This is a genomic window from Psychrobacter sp. GW64-MNA-CIBAN-0177, assembly GCF_040309585.1.
GTDB classification, from domain to species: Bacteria; Pseudomonadota; Gammaproteobacteria; order Pseudomonadales; family Moraxellaceae; genus Psychrobacter; species Psychrobacter okhotskensis.
Genome location: NZ_JBEOOY010000002.1, coordinates 283,793 through 302,727 on the forward strand (window position 1 = coordinate 283,793; position 18,935 = coordinate 302,727).

The following is an 18,935-nucleotide window of genomic DNA, read 5'->3' on the forward strand; positions in this document are numbered from 1 at the left end:
TATTTATTTTTCATAAAAACAAATAGTCTTTAGGGCGTGTCCTCATTTTAAAAATGGTGATAAAAATGAGATAAATTGCAGTCAAACAAGGAAAATAGCGCAGATAATATCGGGATATTAACCAGCTATTTAACGATGTTTGGCAAAATTTAGCCATTTTTAGTCCGTTTAGATATTATCAATTGAATTGAGGACACGCCCTAGTAAATTAGGGTTTGTTGAACATTCAAATGTGGCACTGGCAGTGGCTATTTTTTAGACAATACGCAGTGAAATTTTTGACGCCTAGTCATTCTAGGTTAGATAATTTCGCCATGTATTGGCAAAAAATAGCCTTGCCCTTAAAGGCTGATGCTAAAATCACCCCAAACGTTGTTGTAAACCTAGCTAAGATCTCGACATTATCGTCGGCTTACGCCTGATTTGATAAAAGGTTTGGGACGATTTTAGCAATCAGCAGTCCTAATATTTGAATGTTCAACAGACCCTAAAACAGGTCGAAATTTTTTATGATCTAACTTAACGTCTTTGGCGTTTTTTTATTTAAAATAAATATTAAAACCGCACCCAAAATGACCGTGCTTGCTATGATAAAGTTTATGGTCAGTTGCTCCGATAAAAATACCACACCAAGCATGGCAGCCAATACCGGTACGCAGAGTTGTACTACTGCCGCCTGCGTACTTTTCAGTAAGGGCATTGCCATATACCAAACGCTGTAGCCCATGCCAGAAGCAATTGCGCCCGATGCGCAAGCCAATAAGATGCCCTCGATACTGATCGTTGCTAACGATATGTTTTTTAAATAAACCATGCTCATGATGAGTAGTAGCGGAATCGCAAATAGGCTCCTGAGAAAGTTAAAGCCCGTCGCTCGTATCGGTGACACGCACGCTTTACCGCGTATACTATATATCCCCCATGCCACGCCACTGATGGCCATCAATGTCGCTGCCAATACTGACGGCACAGCCGCTGATGGCAACATGAGATAGACAAATCCTGCCACTGCCACTATAAAAGCCAGCCATTGTAAGGCACTTAATTGCTCTTTTTTATATATCCCCCAGCCAATCATGGTGAGCTGAACCGCTGAGAATAGAATCAGTGCGCCAGTTCCGGTATCAAGCTCAACATAGGCGATTGAAAAGCAAAGTGCATAAACCACCAAACTTATACTACTGAGCCAGCTACCTCTGTCGCTTAAAATGGCCTCGCTAGTGGGATGCTTAAGAGTTGCCTCGTTGCGTCGTAAATTATAGCTATAAACGCCCATAATAATGCTCAGACAGAGCGCGCCGCTGAGCAGGCGAATGATGGTGAAGTTCCATGCATCTATATAACCTTCTGCTAACGCCATTCTACAAAAAAGAGAGTTTGCGGCAAATGCTATTAAAGCAATAATCGTATATAACGTGGCTTTCAAAATAATCCCTACAGTCGTTAAATTGGCTTTTTGAATAAATGGCAGTCGTAATGACAACGATAATAATAACGACAATGACTACGGCTTATCGCTTTAGCCCTATATCGTAATGACGATAGTATAGTGCAATACCGAAAAACCTGACTGACAAATTAAATGTAAACATACCCTATAAATAGATTCGATTGAAAAATGACGATGAAAGATGAGCTTATAGTGAACCGACTCTAATCAGGTGAATATAAAAAAGATACAGCGTGACTGATATAAACTTGTTATAGCCTCTGTCTGGGTAGGTACAGCAAGCAAGAAAAATTTGTAGCAGTCACGCATCATAATGTTGTGTGTCTATTTTATTTAGTATCGACTAGGGTCTATTGAACATTCAAGTGTGGCACTGGCAGTGGCTATTTTTTAGACAATACGCAGTGAAATTTTTGACGCCTAGTCATTCTAGGTTAGATAATTTCGCCATGTATTGGCAAAAAGTAGCCCTGCCCTGAAAGGCTGATACTAAAATCACCCCAAACGTTGTTGTAAACCTAGCTAAGGTCTCGACATTATCGTCGGTTTACGCCTGATTTGATAAAAGGTTTGGGGCAACTTTAGGGATCAGCAGTCCTAATATCTGAATGTTCAACAGACCCTATATTAAGCAATCTTATACCAGTCGATTTTACGGGTCATGACCATCACGCAGGCTAGCAATACAAAGCAGAAGATAGCACCCAATAACAGGTTTAGGTCTTCTGTGGTCAAAATACCATAAAAGGCGGCATACAGACTTCCCAATATAGCGGTAAATATGCCCGCTCGCTTGATACCATCTAATACATAATAAGTGTACCAACCAATCAATCCGACACAGGCGCTTGCAGCAACTGCATAGGCTTGCCAAAAGACGATTTGCTCGGCCAGCGGTAGCAACAAGACGTAAAAGCACAGCAGTGCACAACCGACCAATAAGTATTGGATAGGGTGAATACGGCTGGATTTGATCACCTCAAATAAGAAAAATGTACCGAACGACACCAAAATTAATAGCAGTGCGTACTTCATCGTGCGCTCTGTTTGTAAGTACACGTCATTTGGCTCCGCGAAACTCACTCCAAAGCTACTTAAGCGCACATCTCGGTCGCTATTGGACACGATATTACCCTCTGCTGTGACAATGCCTTCTATTGCTGTGATAGCCTCATCATCTTGGTCAGCGCTATCGAGCACGGCGCTACTGGCTACCATACATTGGTTATTGGCAGTGCTGACACACTTTGATAAATTTTGATTGTTAGCGACCGTTAGATATTGATTTTGCCATTTGGCCTCAAAGCCTTTTGAGGTGAATGTTTTAGCATTGGGCAAGGCTTTGCCAATAAAATTTGGAGCATGCCAATTGCTGCGCATAGATAGCTCAAAGTTTTGCCCCGTTGGCACGGTATTTAAGGTGCTAATACCTGAAAGAGGCAAGTCCACCACAATATCGAGCGCTTGATGACGACTATTATCTGATTGCTGACTGTCTAAGTCTTGATGGTTTGGGTTTTGGCTGATAGGCGTTTGTATGTTAGGACTTTGCGTATTGAGTGTTTCGCTATTCAGATTTTCAGCCACAAGGTTTGTTTTTTCTTGCTGGCTTGCGCTCGTTGTAGTTAATCGATTCAAAACATCGTTGGGCAACGATACTTCAACATAGCTTAAGCCATTTAGCATGGCGCTCTGCGGATAGGTTGCCCTGATGGCTTGCTTGTCGATCGTTACTGTTGGTAAGGTTGCCACGCCGCGCAAATCAGAAACGGGAATAATCAACTTAGCGTCATTCCAGTGTATATCAGTCTTCTCTGTTTTTGTGTTGCCATTGCCATTGGTACTATTGTTAGCTGTGCTAAGGGTTTTTGAGTCGTTACTCACCGACTGGTTATCTGCTATTAAGCGTTGTAGGGTTTGATTTATGGTATAACTTTGATCGAATTTTAACGCGCCGTTATAGCTAGTGGCATGATAAATCCCTCGTCGATAGGTGTCCGTACTGACTTCAAGGTCTTGAGTGGCGCTAGTTTTATTAGCAAAGACCGTTAGCGTCGATGAATAAGCGGATTTGCATTTAGCGGCATCGGTATCGCCTATTATTGAGCATTCTGGCGTTATAGTGGTTGGAATAATGATGAAAGGGGTAATGACTTCTTGCGGATTGACGTGCTGCTGGGCGATTTCCTTCACCACTGATTGTGCATAATATTGTCGTTCAGCGATGACAGTGCGAAACATCATGAGCCCGACGACAAAAATAATGCAGAGCCCCACGATGATAGTCAATTTGGTGAATAGTGTTTTTTGCATAAGAGTGCCTCATATGAATCTTTATTCCAAAACTGTGCATATAACAGTCAGTAGGTTCAAAGAAGATCATAGAGGAGAGATAAAGAAAAAATATGTAAGAACGATGGAGAGTGTGTGGAAAAAATAAGCCTTAGTGTTTTCTGATATCAGTATTTTCTGATATCAGTGCTTTCTGGCATCAGTGTTTTTTAGTATCACCAACCACTTTATCCATAACAGCAAACAATAAGCCAGACACTACGAAAGTCATATGAATGATGACTTTCCACATGAGTTTGTCCGCTTCACCATCACTCAATTCATTAGGAATGTCCATAAATGATTTTAAAAGATCGATTGCAGAAATAGCGACAATGGCACCAATGACTTTTAGTTTTAGACCAGAAAAATCTACTTTGCCCATCCAACTAGGTCGATCAACGTGATCACCAGTGTCAATTTTTGAGACAAATATTTCATAGCCACTGAATATGATAATTAATAATAAACTGGCTACTAAAGAGAGGTCGACTAACACTAATATATTAACAATGACGTCTGATACAGAAGCGCTAAATACAGTATTAAACATCATGATTGTTTTTTGAATGAATTTTATAAATAATAAGATAACCCCTAAGATCAGCCCTAAATAAAAAGGTGCCAATATCCAGCGGCTGTTAAAGATGGTTTTTTCTAGGTAAGGTTCAAGGTTTTTTAGCATCGACATCTCTTAATATTCCTAAAGGTTGTAGGTCATTTATTTATAACGTGGGATAGGATGGATTTAAGAAAGCCATTTGAGCACTTGTTGTACGCGCTCGTCTCTAGCACCACCTATGCGATGAAACGGCTTTTGGTGACGAGTCAGCTGACTTTCAAAATAAGCACTGATTTCGTCGCGCTGATGCGGGCTATCGCGCAAATCATCAGCGACCCACGGGATATCAACTTCGGTTAATAAAATCAAGTCATAATGATGTATTAACGCCGCATTGATGAGCGCTTTAGGGCAGTCGCCATAATACCAATTGGCGTAAACCATCAGCTCAAATAGACTGGTATCACAGAATAAGTAGCGCGCTCTATCCGGCATTTGAGCGGCTTGTTCAGCGAGTTCATTTTCTAGTTTTATTTGACCCTGCGCAATGGGTAGTAAGTCGTCCCAAGTACAGGTCAGTTGCTCCTTATCCCATTTCGCTTGTAGATAGGTGCGCATGTATTCTGCTACCCAAGGGCAGCCAAAATGCGCTGCCAAGTCGCGACATAGTGTGGTCTTACCAGTGCTCTCTGCCCCTAGGATAGCGACATTGATGACCGATTTAGGCGTATGCTGCTTTAGGTTGCAAGCGGTAACGTCGTTGCCATTCATAGTAAGCCCAAATTGCGATAAGTGTGAAGACTACGTATTGTAGTGCGGTGAAGGTCAATCCTTTGTAAAAGTACAGCGGCACAGAAATAGCATCGGCGACGATCCACAGTAGCCAATGCTCAATTTTGCGCCGTGCCATCAGCCACATCGCCATCAAAAACAGCGCGGTGGTCAGCATATCGGTATAGTCCACCCAAGTAAATAAGTGCACTCCAAGTACAGCACCATCGAAACTAAACCCATTATTAATCACTGGTCGGAAGTAATAAACCAAGGCAACGAAAGCGATCGTGCCTGCTGCTAAGGCTGATAGAGTAGGAATGTCATCGGAATGTAGATGTTCTATTTGGACATTGTCTACTTGCTGAACCTCACTATGGTGAGATTTTTTATTCTTTGACCAATTAATCCAGCCATATAGACTCATAACCGTATAATAGGCATTGATAAACATGTCACCGAATAGCTGCCATTTCCACAGTAGATAGACAAAAATGGCAGTGCTGACCAGCCCGATGGGAAAGACAAGGATATTGGTTTTGCTGGCAAGTAACACACTGGCCACGCCAAAGATGACCGCGATTAATTCGAGCGCTATAAATACGGTAGGGTAATCGGCATATTGCCCAAATAACCAGTTAAGAAGTTCAACCATTAATATTCCAAATATGAGCTTTTATAAGTATCTGTCATGGATTTTACGAGAGTATGTGCCATTGATTATAGCGTAGCTGTCTTAAGTAACTGACTCGAAATAAAGACAGTTTTTGTTAAATCTTAGCAAGAAACGGATTATTTGTAACAAAGTATTAGAAAAATTAAAATATTCAGGCATAATAAAGGCACTGATTTTAAGTTTACAGTTATTCACTGAAAATGAACGATTGTTATTTTCTCCATTTTTATGCTTATTCCAAGCCCTATAGTAGTAGACAAGGAAGCTTATCATGACGACTTGTATCACAGGCACCGGCCTATATATTCCCCCTTATAGCATCAGCAACGAAGAGCTGGTGGCGTCTTTTAACCAGTATGTTGATAATTATAATGCAAAGCATGCTGATGACATAGCAGCAGGCACGGTGACTGCACTTGAGCCCTCATCGGCCGCTTTTATCGAAAAAGTCTCTGGCATCAAATCTCGTTATGTCATGGAAAAAGACGGTATCTTAAACCCAGAAATCATGGCACCCGTGATTCCTTATCGTCATTTAGGCGAAGAGCTGTCAATTATGGCTGAGATGGGTGCTGCGGCGCTCAAAGATGCCCTTGCTGATGCTGGACTTGAGGCCAATGATTTAGACGGTATCATCCTTGCCTGTTCAAACTTCCAACGTACCTATCCAGCAGTCGCTATCGAGATTCAAAAAGAAATCGGCATGATTGGCGGATTTGCTTATGATATGAACGTCGCTTGTAGTGCCGCGACTTTTGGCTTATCGCAAGCGCATGGCTCTATCGTCTCTGGGCTTGCCAAGCGCATTGCGGTGGTCAACGTTGAGATTACTTCAGCGCATCTTAACTGGCGCAATCGTGATAGCCACTTTATCTTTGGTGATGTGGCAACCGCTTCTATCGTTGAAGAGCTTGAGACGCCAAAAGGTTATGAGATCATCAACTCGAAGTTGTTTACCGAATTTTCAACCAATATCAAAAACGAATATGGTTTTATGGATCGCTCAGAGTTTTTGGCGGCGCAGACTGAGATGTATCCAGATATCAAAGAGCCGGTTACTGATAAACTGTTTTTACAAAACGGCCGCAAAGTATTCCGTGAAGTTTGTCCAAAGGTATCAGAGATCATCACCGAGCATTTGCATGAGAACGAAATGCAAGCCAGTGATGTAAAAATGATGTGGTTACACCAAGCCAATGCCAACATGCTAGATTTAATCTTGCGCACCGTTGTTGGACGTGATGCCGATAAGGCGATTGTGCCAAGTGTTATCGCAGAATTTGCCAATACCAGCTCTGCCAGTCCGATGATTGTCTTTCATCGTTATAAAGACGCGCTAAAATCTGGTGATTTAGGTGTGATTTGCTCGTTTGGTGCTGGTTACTCTATTGGGTCGGTACTGGTTCGTAAGGTCTGATTTTTTAAGCCTTAAGTCTTAATTATTGTTTAAATAGCCAAGAATATTCTTGGCTATTTTTTTTACTTAAATTTTAAGCAAAGCTTATGCTGTATTCAAATCATCAGAAAAAAGTGTCGATATGACACAAGTAGCAGAAAAGTTTGTCCATATATCGACAAGAATGCCTAGAGGTTTTAATTTACCCCAAAAAATTTGCTATAATCACGGTCTTATTCCTCTTATCCAATTAAAAGTCCTTTTATGAAAGAATCCTTACGCCTGCGTTTAGACCAGATGGTAGACCGTTATGAAGAGGTCACCGCCTTATTATCAGACCCCAGTGTCATCAGCGATAATAATAAATTCCGTGAATTGTCTGTCGAGCACAGCGACTTGATGGATATCACTACTTTATGGCAGAACTATGTGCGTGCAGAGACGGATCAGGCCGATGCTGAGACTATGCTAGCCGATGCGACAGATCCTGACATGAAAGAGATGATGCAAGAAGAGATTGACAGCGCACGTGATACCATCGTCGAGATGGAAGAAGCGCTCAACGTCATGATGTTGCCAAAAGATCCCAATGATAAAGTGCCAGCTTTCTTAGAGATTCGTGCTGGGACAGGTGGTGATGAAGCGGCGATTTTCTCCGGTGATTTGTTTCGTATGTATCAAAAGTACGCGCAGACTCAAGGCTGGACAATGGAAGTGCTATCAGCCAATGAAGGCGAGCATGGCGGCTATAAAGAAATCATTACTCGTGTGTCCGGCAACAGCGTCTATGGTCGTCTAAAGTTTGAGTCTGGTGTACACCGTGTGCAGCGTGTTCCTGAAACGGAAAGTCAAGGTCGCGTGCATACCTCAGCCTGTACCGTTGCAGTTATGCCGGAAGTTGAGATTGATGACACCGTTGATTTAAATCCAGCAGACATTCGTTTTGACACCTTTCGCTCAAGCGGTGCCGGTGGTCAGCACGTTAACACCACGGATTCAGCTGTACGCTTAACACACATTCCGACCGGTACCGTGGTAGAGTGTCAACAAGAACGTAGCCAACACAAAAACCGTGCGCAAGCGATGAAAATGCTGATCTCAAAAATCCAGCAAGTCAAGGTGCAAGCGCAGGTTGATGCGGCAGACACCATCCGTCGTGACTTGGTCGGTAGTGGCGATCGCTCAGAGCGCATTCGCACTTATAACTTCCCGCAAGGTCGTATGACCGATCATCGTATTAACCTAACGTTATACAAGCTTGATGCCATTATGGAAGGTGATTTGGATGAGATTCTTGATGCATTGTTACGCGAGTATCAGGCGGACTTGATGGCCAGTATTGGTGCGGACTAAAGCCATTGGTTTATAAAAGCGAGACACTGTCCACCTGACAGTGTTTGTTTGTCTATAGCTGTTTTTTTACAGCTGACTATGATGATAATAAGTATAGATTCAATTCACCGTTTTCGTTTGTTCCTTTAATTACCTAATAATTTTGAGAGTGTTATGTCAAATTCCAACAATAAAAATCAGAATCAAGAGCAAGCCCCAGAAGATGCTAACGAACTTATCGCCCAGCTACAAGCCAAGCTAGACGATATCACTGCTTCAGGCAAACAGCCGTATCCAAATACGTTCAAACGCACCGATTATGCGCAAGATTTGCAAACAGCCTTTGACGGTGTCTCTAAGCAAGAAATCGAAGATGACGTTACTAATGGTAAAAAAGTACAGGTCAATGTGGCAGGTCGAGTCATGCTTAACCGTGGATCATTCATTGTAATCCAAGACATGACAGGTCGTATTCAGTTATACGTCGCACGTAAAGAGCTCGATGATGAGACGCGTGCGAGTATTAAGTCACTAGATTTAGGCGATATCGTTGGGGTATCAGGCTATATCGGTCGCTCAGGTAAAGGCGATCTATACGTGCATATCGAAGAGATCAGTCTACTAACCAAATCATTACGTCCAATGCCAAATAAATTCCATGGTTTGGCAGATGTGGAAGCCCGTTATCGCAATCGTCATCTTGATTTGATGACCAATGAGACAACTCGCGATACCTTTATGATTCGCAGTCAGGTTGTCAGCGGTATTCGTAGATTCATGCTGAATGAGCGATTCATGGAAGTTGAAACGCCAATGATGCACCCGATTCCAGGGGGTGCCGTTGCACGTCCGTTTGTGACGCATCACAATGCTTTGGATATGCCGCTTTATTTACGTATCGCGCCTGAGCTTTATTTGAAGCGTTTGGTGGTTGGCGGTTTTGAGAAAGTATTCGAGATTAACCGTAGCTTCCGTAACGAAGGCGTCTCAACCCGTCACAATCCTGAATTTACGATGATTGAGTTTTATCAAGCGTATGCGGATTATCATGACTTGATGGATTTGACCGAGCGTTTATTTAATGAGTTGGCGATGGATATCTTGGGTACGACTGAGATTACTTATCAAGAAGAAGCCATCAGCCTAAAAGCGCCTTTTGAGCGTTTATCGATGTCTGATGCGATTGCCAAATATGCCGAAAACTTCGACATGGCGCATATCAATGACCGTGAGTATCTAGCAGAGTACGCCTCGACCACCCTTAAACAGCAAGTAAAAGAGGGCTTTGGTGTGGGTAAATTGCAAACGATTATCTTTGAAGAGACCGCTGAGCATCAATTGCGTCAGCCAACCTTTATCACTGAATATCCTGCAGAGACGTCGCCATTGGCACGCCGTAGCGATGATAACCCTGAGATTACTGACCGCTTTGAGCTATTCATCGGTGGTCGTGAATTGGCCAATGGTTTTAGTGAGCTGAATGACCCTGCCGATCAGGCAGAACGTTTCCGTGGTCAAGTCGCTGAAAAAGACGCTGGTGATGATGAAGCGATGCATTTTGATGAAGACTATATCGAAGCTTTATCTTATGGCTTACCACCGACAGCAGGCGAGGGCATTGGTATTGATCGCTTAGTGATGCTATTTACGGACTCAGCAAGCATTCGTGATGTGATTTTATTCCCACATATGCGTCGCAAGCTTGACAACTAGACTAGAGTCTACTTACTATGAAATATAGTCACTCCTATATAATTTAGATAGGGTATCAGGCTCGCTTAGTCTACTACTTGTCGTACTTTACTCGCCTTCCTTGTATCTAAATTATATTGAACTGGCTATCACACTGTTACTGAACTGAGTATAAAGCGAGTTTTGCAACGTTGGTGGCAGACACTCAGTTATTTATGAGCACTCATCTATAGGGATATTATGGACACTCAGCACGCACCGCTCTCAGTTTGGCAGCAGATGATTCAGCAAAGCTTCTTATCTTTGTATGATGTATCAGAGGACAATAGCAATCATCCCGAGCATGCCTTTCAGGGTTATGACTTTGTTTGTGAATTCTCTGGTGCGACGGTTTACCTTATCGTTAATGATGTGGTGATACAGGCTGACCAGCAAGAGATTGATAGTACACAGGTGCGTGAGTGGAGAAAGGAAGTTGTCAACCAATTAATCAAGCGTCATGCCCAGCTTTATCTAAAAAATGACAAGGTACTGGCTGACGTAAACGCGTCGGCATCGGACAAGGCAATTTATTTTATTGGTTTGACGTCACTCGCCATCAAGCATGAAGGCGATAACCCAGAGTCGCAGCCCTATACCGTCAATTACGAATACGGCAGTCAGTTCTTTGCTGAAGACTGTGTGCTGGACTTGGACGATGAGCAGAGTGTCTTACAAGTATTTAGCCATCAAAACTTTGTCGACATTCTTAATCAGTTGGTGACTCCAAGTGATCTCAGTGCTTATTTGGATTTTCACCGCCGCAAGCTTGCTGGCTTTGAGACGTTTCAAGACGAGTCAACGTTACTTGCCCAGTTCTTACAGTCACCTGATTTTCATCAAAGAGCCGTTGAGGTGCAAGAGCAGTTGGTTGCTCACCAGTTAATAGACCAAGTGGAACCTCGCTTGCTTAAAGCTGCAGAACCTGACCAAACTGCTTTTGCTAATGCGTTGATGCTAGAGATTCAAAAGAATACTCGCATGTGGTATAAGCTCTTTAATCGCTTGATTCAGCAGTATTATGAGGCGGGGACGCCACTGCCAAAAGAGCAGGTCGATGTGTTAGTTGATGAGTCGATGTATACCTATGCGTGTTTAATAGAAAAAATATTGGCACATAGAACGATTGATCAAAATTCACGATGGAATGGTTATGTTCGTCATGAGCATTCTTATCATGTATTTGGTCGCCATTATCTGATGGTGTTCTATGGACAAGATGAAAATAGTGCATTGAGTGCAGACAAAGTTCGCGCATCGCATCAGGATTTATTGTTTGAGCTTAATTCACAAATGCAGCAGCCGGTAATGGATGATTTGTTTTTAATTGGCGTAGAAGTTAGACCGTGCGAGGACAGCGTTAATACCGAGGTGTATATTGACACTTTTCATCAGAATGGCTCGGCTATCGATGCAAACACGCAGCGCTTATACGAGCAGTTGGCTGAGTTGCGATCGCAGTCATAGACTTTCCTTACTATAGATCGCTGATTTGATGCTTTAACTATATTTGTACTTTTTTATATATTCGTACTTTTCACATTGGCAGTTACTATATTGGCAGTTACTATGACGCAGCAATATCAAGTTTTAGCTCGCAAATACCGCCCAAAAAACTTCCATGAGTTGATTGGGCAAACGCACGTCTCGCAAGCATTGATAAATGCCATTGATTACAATCGTCTGCATCATGCCTATCTGTTTACGGGTACGCGCGGTGTCGGTAAGACGACGATTGCCCGTATATTATCCAAGTGCCTGAATTGTGATACTGGGGTGACCAGTACGCCTTGCGGTGTGTGTGATAATTGCGTTGCCATCGATCAAGGTCGTTTTATTGATCTGATCGAAATTGATGCGGCCTCTCGCACCAAAGTGGAAGACACCCGCGAGCTACTAGATAACGTGCCTTATGCACCAAGCCAAGGACGTTACAAGGTTTACCTGATTGATGAGGTGCATATGCTGTCCACGCATAGCTTCAATGCACTACTCAAAACCTTGGAAGAGCCGCCTGAACATGTGAAGTTCTTGCTCGCGACCACTGATCCGCAAAAATTGCCAATTACTATTATCTCGCGCTGTTTACAGTTTGTTCTACGCCCGTTGCCGCAAACCTTGCTGAGTGAGCATTTGGCAAATGTCCTTACCCAAGAGCAAGTAGGCTATACCCAACCTGCACTTTGGCAATTGGCCAGTGCAGCAAAAGGTTCGGTACGTGATGCTTTATCCCTAACCGATCAAGCCATTGCTTTTGGCCAAGGTGCGCTTGATGATGTCACGGTCAATGCCATGCTCGGTTTGATTGATGCCGCTGACTTGGTGCGGCTCATCACTGATATCTATAATCATGACAAATCTGCCGTCGCCGCTCATATTGAGCAGATGCGTGCGCAAATGGTTGATGCGACGAGTATGTTTGATGGGCTGGCAGAGCTATTACATCAGTTGGCATTGACCCAGCTACTGCCCGAAGTCGCTCTCAATGTCAATGAGGCGCAAGCCCAAGATATTAATGCGCTGGCACAGCATATCAGTCCTGAGGTATTGCAGCTCTATTACGAAATCGTTGTGCAAGCGCGTGAAGGCGTGAAACTTGCCAGTACACCGATGCAAGCGCTGGAGATGTGTATCTTACGTCTGTTGGCCTTTCGTCCATTACCAATAGACGAAATACTAAACCCTACTTATGATGACTCCGTGTCATCTGAAGTACCCGCCATAGAAAATACATCTTCTACGCAGGCGACCATTACCCATTCAGCTTCGATGCCGCCGTTACAGCCTTATGATATCGACTATCAAGAGCAGGTCAGTATTGAGCAGCCAAACGCTAGTTTTGACAGTAATGAATTCAGTGTTGATCCAACTCATGAATCAGCACACACGTTGGATGTGTTGGATAGTAGCGCAAACGCTGAACCCGTTGTTGAGCCTGAACCCGTTGTTGAGCCTGAACCCGTTGTTGAGCCTGAACCCGTTGTTGAGCCTGAACCCGTTGTTGAGCCTGAGGCGAATGATTCTCAATTAACATCTGAATCTGATGATCCACGCACTTTACTGCGTTGCCCACCGCAAGAGTTGGTAGGTGAGTGGACACCAGAGAAGTGGGACTATTGGCTACAAACCGCTCGTGAAGCGGAGGTTTTGGCTCAAGATGAATTGGCACTTGCCCGTCAAGGTATGATGACTGGTCTATGCAATGGTAAAGCTACCTTTGTTACCAGTGTCGACAGTAAGCACTTGCAGATGACCTTTCAGCAACTGGCAGAAAAACTACAGCAGCAATTTACACAGGCAGAGATTGGCTTGCAAATCGATGGTAGCGTCATGCAAGCAGAAGACAAAACGCCTGAGCGTCGCCAACAAAAGCGTTTGATCCAAGCGAAGACGGTTGCAGAGGCAAAATTGCTAGATACACCCGTGATGAAATATCTGACCGAGCGCGGCGAAGGAAAAATGGGCAAAGTTCAGTTATATTAAAAAGTTGCAAATTTTAGTAATGGCATTGTTTACCAATTAAATAATCATTAAATGTAATGTTATGATTAAAATATCAAGGTGATGTTCGTTTATCACCTTGATATTTTTGCTTTTATTAACAGATAAATAGGATCTATTTATAAGGTAAGCTACATTTAAAAACGGTAAGATTAAATAAAATACTTTATAATGGTTAAGTTATATTAAAAACTGAAAAGTGGCTTAGGTGAGTATATGTTAGATAATTTACGCGGTATGGCCGTGTTCGCCAGTGTGGTCGGACACGGCTCTTTTAGTGGTTCAGCTCGAGAGCTTGGCATCACAACCAGTGCAGTCAGTCAACAAATTCGTTCGTTAGAAAATGAGCTTGGCGTGGTGCTATTGCATCGCTCTACTCGTAAGCTCAGCTTAACGGAAGCGGGTGAGAGCTTTTATGAAGCGGCAAAAGACGTGGTTAGCGCGGCCGAACAAGGTAGAATCAAGGTCAATCAGTTACGTGATGAGCTCGCTGGTAGCTTACGTGTGGCCACGACACCCGAGCTTGGGGTCAACCATATTTTACCGGCCTTGTCGACTTGGATGGCGGCACATGATGACCTAAGTATTACTTACTTAGCAGACAATCATTATATTGATATGATTGATGAGCGTATCGATATTGCGATTCGTATGAGTCCAACGATTAATGATTCTAATTTGAGCAGTCATCCATTGACGGATGTACGCCAAATGCTTGTCGCCTCACCACAGTATCTGCGCCAACATGTAAAATTGAAAACGCCTAAAGATTTGGCCGAGCATCAGCTGATTTGTATTGAAATCATGAAGGACGCCAATCAGGTTGATATGATTCAGACCGAAACAGGTAAAAAATCACGTATAAAAATGAATTCGCGCATTTATACCAACAATGTCTTTATGGCCACGACTTTAGCCAAAGAAGGGCACGGTTTGGTTAGAATGATGGAAATGGATATTAAAAAAGAGCTCGAAAGTGGTGAATTGGTGGAAGTCTTGACCGGTTATCAGCTGCCGAGTTTTGTGCTCTATGCCGTTACTTTGAACCGCGATCAGCAACCTGCAAAAATTACGCGTTGTTTAGAAGTATTGAAAAAATACTTTCATGCTAATTAAGTCGAGCATTTAATGATCTTTACTTGAAAGTATTTTAAAGCGTTAAAAAGCAAAAAGCCTATAGATAGCTACTATCTATAGGCTTTTTTAGTGTTAGCGTTTGATTAAATCAATAAATTAAAACAACACCTTTAATAGCTCAATCAAACGATCAGCCACTTGCGTGCTTTCATCACGGCTCATGTTAAGCGGTGGTAGTAAGCGCACCACATGACCACCAGTCACATTGATAATCAGCTTTTGTTCATCACGGGCTCGATCGACCAGCTGACTACAGTCCATGTCTTCAGGTAAGGCAATACCGATCATCATCCCAGCACCGCGACTGGTGACACCATGTTGTCCTAAGCTATTGACCAAGCATTCGCGAATGAACTGACCTTCCGTCACTGCATTATCCATAATATCGCTATTTGCCAATACCTCGTAGACGCTGTGCACCACACGACTGGCTAAGGGCGTGCCACCGTAAGTAGAGCCATGGCTACCAGCACCGAACAAACCGTTGGCGCGGCCACGTACCATACAAGCACCGACTGGAAAGCCATTGCCTAAGCCTTTCGCTGTCGTCAAAACATCAGGACGCGCGCTGCTATGCTGATACGCAAAATATTTGCCAGTGCGGCCATTGCCAGTTTGTACTTCATCTAGCATAAATAGCCAGTTATGAGCATCACACTCTGCTTGCAGCTCTTCTAGATAAGTAAAGCCATTGGGAGCAGTATTGAGACCGCCTTCGCCTTGAATAGGCTCTACAAAGATAGCGCAAATATCATCATGTTCTTGCGCGGCTTGCTTGATCGCTGCGATATTGCCAAAGGGGACACGGATAAAGTCATCGTCTAAGGTATAAAAGCCTTCGCGCGCTTTTGGATTGGCTGTTGCTGATAATGACAATAAGGTGCGACCGTGGAATGATTGCTCCATAACGATGACTTTTGGACGTTTAAACCCTTGCTGATGAGCGTATAAACGCGCCAGTTTTAACGCAGCTTCATTTGCTTCAGCACCACTATTGGCAAAAAACACGTTGTCCATCTGAGCTGCCGTACACAGTACTTCGCCAGCACGCTCTTGCCAATCGATACCGAATAAATTGCTCGTATGCACCAAGGTAGCAGCTTGTTGTTGAATGGCATCGGTGATTTGAGGGTGGCAATGCCCCAAGCCACAAACAGCAATACCCGTCAGGGCATCTAAGTAAGGCGTATTATCTTTGGTATACAGCCAGCTGCCTGAACCACGAGTAAAGCTGATCGGCTGACGATTATAAGTGGGCATCAGGTAAGTAGCTGACATACAAAATATCCTTGCGGTGATAACGTTATAAAGTGATTAGACGGATTGATTATAGCTCATCCGAAAATGGAGTCGACTCGGCCGGTAGGGTGTACTCTTCGTTGGCCCAAGCACCTAAGTCAATAAGCTTGCAGCGGTCACTACAAAAAGGCTTATATTTATTGTCTTGCCATGCGGTCTGAGTGCCGCAGCATGGACAAGGGTAAGTTTTGGGCACAGTGTTGGCAGTATCAGTCATAATAAGTGAGGTCATCCTCATAGGTAGTAGGAAAAGTATGCTCAGCGAATGGGAGTCGGTATAATAGCATGAGGCTAAAGAATGACAAAAGGCAAATAGCTTTCTATGTCAAACCAGCCTAAACAAAGCGAATAAAGAATACACCTAAAGCATATGCTGTAGTGCTTAACAGAGTTTTTATAAAATAGACATTACAACTAAATCAGTAATAGTTTAATAATCAAATTGATAGCCTACTAAAGACTATCGCTTACAGGACGAAATCCTACTATGACGCAACAAGCAACGCTTTCCCATCAGAAAAATCGTGCCTTTCAACCACACAAACTGTCAGCGCCGCGCGACTTTATTGTTCCAAAGATAATCAGCGAAAACCAAGACAACGCCCCTTTATTGTTAGAGATTGGTGCCGGGAAGGGCAAGCACGCGCTCAGTTTTGCCACACAAAATCCTGATAAGCAACTGATTGCCATTGAGCGTACCCGTAATAAGTTTGAAGCCTTTGCTAAGATTGCAACACAGCAGAATTTATCCAACTTAAACGCCATTCATGCGGATGCCATCGCCTGGATCGTACATGCCGTCGCGGCCAGTAGTATCGCCAAAATTTTTATATTATACCCTAACCCAGAGCAGCACAATCCCAACCAGCAATGGCTGAATATGCCGTTTTTTGAGTTTTTATTATCGCGACTACAAGTAGGAGGAGAGGTAGTATTAGCGACGAATATCGAAGCGTATATGGATACTGCAGAGCAACAAGCTTGCACGGTATGGTGCTTACCAAACAAGCGTTATCATGTGCCGATAGACAGCGAGCGTACCCACTTTGAGGTAAAGTACTTAGCGCGTGGAGAAACATGTTGGGAGTTGACTATGCATAAGCCAAAAGGCTATAAAACAAGGTTTGATGATTAGCAAGTTAGCGAAATGGACATTAAAAAATAGCCTAAGCGAAAAATAAACCTAATAAGGATTAGCTTCCGTATAAATAAGACAGTTGTTACATATAAAATAGCCTAAGCAAATAAAATTGCAAAACAAAAAACTGCCCCTAAAAGGCAGTTCAAAAATTACACTCATTTCATATTACAGATAAGGCTTCACAAGTTTATTAGAATCCGTATAAGCATCTAAAACCGTTAGAAGGGTATAGGCGCCGATAAACTTACGGCTAATGAACATAAATTCTTTTGGCGGCAGATTAAATTCAAAAGACTGCATAGCGCGCGTCGCAGCAGAGGAAAGGCGTGAGTGTAGTTTACTATTTGCCCAGATATAGCGATTTTGTTCATCCAAACACTCAGTAGGAATATCAGGATTGGTCGCTGGATCGCTAAAAGGCTCAGTTGCCAAGAGGAACAAAGAGGCGATATCGGAACAAACTTTTTCACTCATCGTGTCAAAAAAATCATAACCAGTCATGGCTTGCATCATTGCCTGATGGTCGTGACGGTAGCCAGCTTTTAGTAAGCCATGAGCAATTGTCAAAAGAGTATTATCAAACTGACGAATCGCCCCAAAATCCAATAATACTAACTTATCGACCTCGTGGTCATTGTCGCTGACACGAACGAGATAATTACCAAAATTTGGGTCTGTTTGCATCTCGCCCCAAACAAAAATCTCTTGCATCATGATCTCTATTGCCGACTGACCAATGGCATTGCGACGTTCGTGCGGTAAAAGCTGCAGTGCTTCCGAGACGACGCTAATGCCGGGCTCGTAAGACATACACAATAGGCGTTTGCTTGAATAAGCGCGATTAATTTTGGGCACAGCATAGCGCGGATCATCTATCAGCCGCTCATAAAAACGCTCAGTAGTTGCAGCTTCTGCCTCATAATCGACTTCATGATGAAGTAGGTCACGTATCTCTTCAAACCATGCATCGAGCGAGCGCGTTTGCGGGACAATATTACTGACTTTTAGCAAACGCTTAAACAAGGCAAGATCAGAATTGATGGCATCTGCTACCCCTGGATATTGAATTTTTAACACCACTTGCTCACCAGTGGCTAATACCGTGGCGCGATGAACTTGGGCGAGAGAAGCCGTACCGATCGGAATAGTATCGACGTCGAGCTCGCTGAGTCTATCGCCTAATAATTGACGCAAGGTCTGCTCGATGGTTGGCCATGACAGGGTAGCGGTATCATCATTGAGTGTTTGTAGTGCGCGCGTTATCTCAGGTGGCAATACATGCTCACCGTAAATAGCCAGCATCTGACCGATTTTGACCACGGAGCCTTTTAGTTTGCCCAGCTCTTCTGCGACATAATTTGCCTGCGCTTCCATAAAAGCTTGGTTACGTGCCGTGCGCGCTTCTTTATTCAAAAACATACCAGACACGCTGTTACCTGCCCAACGACGACCAATGTTTAGAGAAGTTTTGGCAATCGACATTCGACGTTCAAACCCTGAGGTTTTTAGATTGTCAATTGATTGCTTATTATTAGAAGGTTTAGACGTATCATTTGCCATAAATATAATCATTCATCCGGTTGGTATTGATGTGCGGGTTTGAAACCG

General features: G+C 43.3%; 15 protein-coding genes. 7 read left to right on the top strand and 8 right to left on the bottom strand.

The features are described 5' to 3' along the window. Window positions 1-514 precede the first annotated feature (514 nt). From AAEY79_RS02770 to pnuC, 5 genes are all read right to left on the bottom strand, one after another. Window positions 515-1,426, bottom strand: coding sequence for a DMT family transporter (locus AAEY79_RS02770; protein ID WP_352287139.1), 912 nt, complete (start codon window positions 1,424-1,426; stop codon window positions 515-517). A 651-nt stretch (window positions 1,427-2,077) separates the two neighbouring features. Further along, window positions 2,078-3,763, bottom strand: a complete 1,686-nt coding sequence (creD, locus tag AAEY79_RS02775; protein ID WP_352287142.1) for a cell envelope integrity protein CreD — start codon at window positions 3,761-3,763, stop codon at window positions 2,078-2,080. A 178-nt stretch (window positions 3,764-3,941) separates the two neighbouring features. After that, complete coding sequence (locus AAEY79_RS02780) at window positions 3,942-4,466, bottom strand: TIGR00645 family protein (RefSeq protein ID WP_025650803.1); 525 nt, start codon at window positions 4,464-4,466, stop codon at window positions 3,942-3,944. Window positions 4,467-4,529: 63 nt separating this feature from the next. Further along, entirely contained in the window at window positions 4,530-5,114 is a 585-nt protein-coding gene (locus tag AAEY79_RS02785; protein ID WP_352287145.1) for an ATP-binding protein, read from the bottom strand. After that, on the bottom strand, window positions 5,065-5,769 hold the full coding sequence (pnuC, locus tag AAEY79_RS02790; protein WP_025650801.1) for a nicotinamide riboside transporter PnuC: 705 nt from the start codon (window positions 5,767-5,769) through the stop codon (window positions 5,065-5,067). Before pnuC ends, AAEY79_RS02785 begins: the two co-directional genes overlap by 50 nt. A gap of 292 nt (window positions 5,770-6,061) precedes the next feature. Here pnuC and AAEY79_RS02795 point away from each other — a divergent pair, with 292 nt between their 5' ends. The 6 genes from AAEY79_RS02795 to AAEY79_RS02820 all read left to right on the top strand — a co-directional run bounded on the left by AAEY79_RS02795 (window position 6,062) and on the right by AAEY79_RS02820 (window position 14,866). Continuing rightward, entirely contained in the window at window positions 6,062-7,207 is a 1,146-nt protein-coding gene (locus tag AAEY79_RS02795) for a beta-ketoacyl-ACP synthase III (protein ID WP_025650800.1), read from the top strand. A 243-nt stretch (window positions 7,208-7,450) separates the two neighbouring features. After that, window positions 7,451-8,539 (top strand): peptide chain release factor 1, encoded by a 1,089-nt coding sequence (gene prfA, locus AAEY79_RS02800; protein ID WP_173240272.1) that lies wholly within the window; start codon window positions 7,451-7,453, stop codon window positions 8,537-8,539. Window positions 8,540-8,692: 153 nt separating this feature from the next. Next, window positions 8,693-10,231 (top strand): lysine--tRNA ligase, encoded by a 1,539-nt coding sequence (gene lysS, locus AAEY79_RS02805; RefSeq protein WP_201616164.1) that lies wholly within the window; start codon window positions 8,693-8,695, stop codon window positions 10,229-10,231. Window positions 10,232-10,450: 219 nt separating this feature from the next. Then, window positions 10,451-11,716, top strand: a complete 1,266-nt coding sequence (locus tag AAEY79_RS02810) for a hypothetical protein (RefSeq protein ID WP_201616166.1) — start codon at window positions 10,451-10,453, stop codon at window positions 11,714-11,716. A gap of 102 nt (window positions 11,717-11,818) precedes the next feature. Further along, window positions 11,819-13,732 (top strand): DNA polymerase III subunit gamma/tau, encoded by a 1,914-nt coding sequence (dnaX, locus tag AAEY79_RS02815; RefSeq protein ID WP_352287150.1) that lies wholly within the window; start codon window positions 11,819-11,821, stop codon window positions 13,730-13,732. A gap of 234 nt (window positions 13,733-13,966) precedes the next feature. Beyond that, entirely contained in the window at window positions 13,967-14,866 is a 900-nt protein-coding gene (locus AAEY79_RS02820) for a LysR family transcriptional regulator (RefSeq protein WP_025650795.1), read from the top strand. A gap of 117 nt (window positions 14,867-14,983) precedes the next feature. Here the strand turns inward: AAEY79_RS02820 and AAEY79_RS02825 are convergent, their stop codons facing one another. Together AAEY79_RS02825 and AAEY79_RS02830 are read right to left on the bottom strand one after the other, a co-directional pair. Further along, on the bottom strand, window positions 14,984-16,165 hold the full coding sequence (locus AAEY79_RS02825; RefSeq protein ID WP_025652064.1) for an aspartate aminotransferase family protein: 1,182 nt from the start codon (window positions 16,163-16,165) through the stop codon (window positions 14,984-14,986). Window positions 16,166-16,214: 49 nt separating this feature from the next. Beyond that, entirely contained in the window at window positions 16,215-16,403 is a 189-nt protein-coding gene (locus AAEY79_RS02830) for a DNA gyrase inhibitor YacG (protein ID WP_101211590.1), read from the bottom strand. Window positions 16,404-16,673: 270 nt separating this feature from the next. Between AAEY79_RS02830 and AAEY79_RS02835 the strand changes: the two genes are divergently transcribed. Next, window positions 16,674-17,321 carry a DUF938 domain-containing protein gene (locus AAEY79_RS02835; RefSeq protein WP_201578248.1) on the top strand — a complete coding sequence of 216 codons (648 nt, stop codon included), beginning with the start codon at window positions 16,674-16,676 and terminating at the stop codon, window positions 17,319-17,321. 171 nt (window positions 17,322-17,492) lie between these two features. Here AAEY79_RS02835 and AAEY79_RS02840 read toward each other — a convergent pair whose 3' ends face one another. Continuing rightward, the gene (locus tag AAEY79_RS02840) at window positions 17,493-18,887 is read right to left on the bottom strand and encodes an AarF/ABC1/UbiB kinase family protein (RefSeq protein ID WP_173240278.1); all 1,395 of its coding nucleotides are present in this window, start codon (window positions 18,885-18,887) and stop codon (window positions 17,493-17,495) included. Window positions 18,888-18,935 lie beyond the last annotated feature (48 nt).

What these genes read in the sequence shown, in the direction of transcription:
- lysS (WP_201616164.1), top strand. Translation starts at nt 8,693, where the DNA reads ATGTCAAATTCCAACAATAAAAATCAGAATCAAGAGCAAGCCCCAGAA.
- AAEY79_RS02840 (WP_173240278.1), bottom strand. Translation starts at nt 18,887, where the DNA reads ATGGCAAATGATACGTCTAAACCTTCTAATAATAAGCAATCAATTGAC.
- AAEY79_RS02780 (WP_025650803.1), bottom strand. Translation starts at nt 4,466, where the DNA reads ATGCTAAAAAACCTTGAACCTTACCTAGAAAAAACCATCTTTAACAGC.
- creD (WP_352287142.1), bottom strand. Translation starts at nt 3,763, where the DNA reads ATGCAAAAAACACTATTCACCAAATTGACTATCATCGTGGGGCTCTGC.
- AAEY79_RS02820 (WP_025650795.1), top strand. Translation starts at nt 13,967, where the DNA reads ATGTTAGATAATTTACGCGGTATGGCCGTGTTCGCCAGTGTGGTCGGA.
- AAEY79_RS02810 (WP_201616166.1), top strand. Translation starts at nt 10,451, where the DNA reads ATGGACACTCAGCACGCACCGCTCTCAGTTTGGCAGCAGATGATTCAG.
- AAEY79_RS02830 (WP_101211590.1), bottom strand. Translation starts at nt 16,403, where the DNA reads ATGACTGATACTGCCAACACTGTGCCCAAAACTTACCCTTGTCCATGC.
- AAEY79_RS02825 (WP_025652064.1), bottom strand. Translation starts at nt 16,165, where the DNA reads ATGTCAGCTACTTACCTGATGCCCACTTATAATCGTCAGCCGATCAGC.
- AAEY79_RS02795 (WP_025650800.1), top strand. Translation starts at nt 6,062, where the DNA reads ATGACGACTTGTATCACAGGCACCGGCCTATATATTCCCCCTTATAGC.
- prfA (WP_173240272.1), top strand. Translation starts at nt 7,451, where the DNA reads ATGAAAGAATCCTTACGCCTGCGTTTAGACCAGATGGTAGACCGTTAT.
- AAEY79_RS02835 (WP_201578248.1), top strand. Translation starts at nt 16,674, where the DNA reads ATGACGCAACAAGCAACGCTTTCCCATCAGAAAAATCGTGCCTTTCAA.
- dnaX (WP_352287150.1), top strand. Translation starts at nt 11,819, where the DNA reads ATGACGCAGCAATATCAAGTTTTAGCTCGCAAATACCGCCCAAAAAAC.
- AAEY79_RS02785 (WP_352287145.1), bottom strand. Translation starts at nt 5,114, where the DNA reads ATGAATGGCAACGACGTTACCGCTTGCAACCTAAAGCAGCATACGCCT.
- pnuC (WP_025650801.1), bottom strand. Translation starts at nt 5,769, where the DNA reads ATGGTTGAACTTCTTAACTGGTTATTTGGGCAATATGCCGATTACCCT.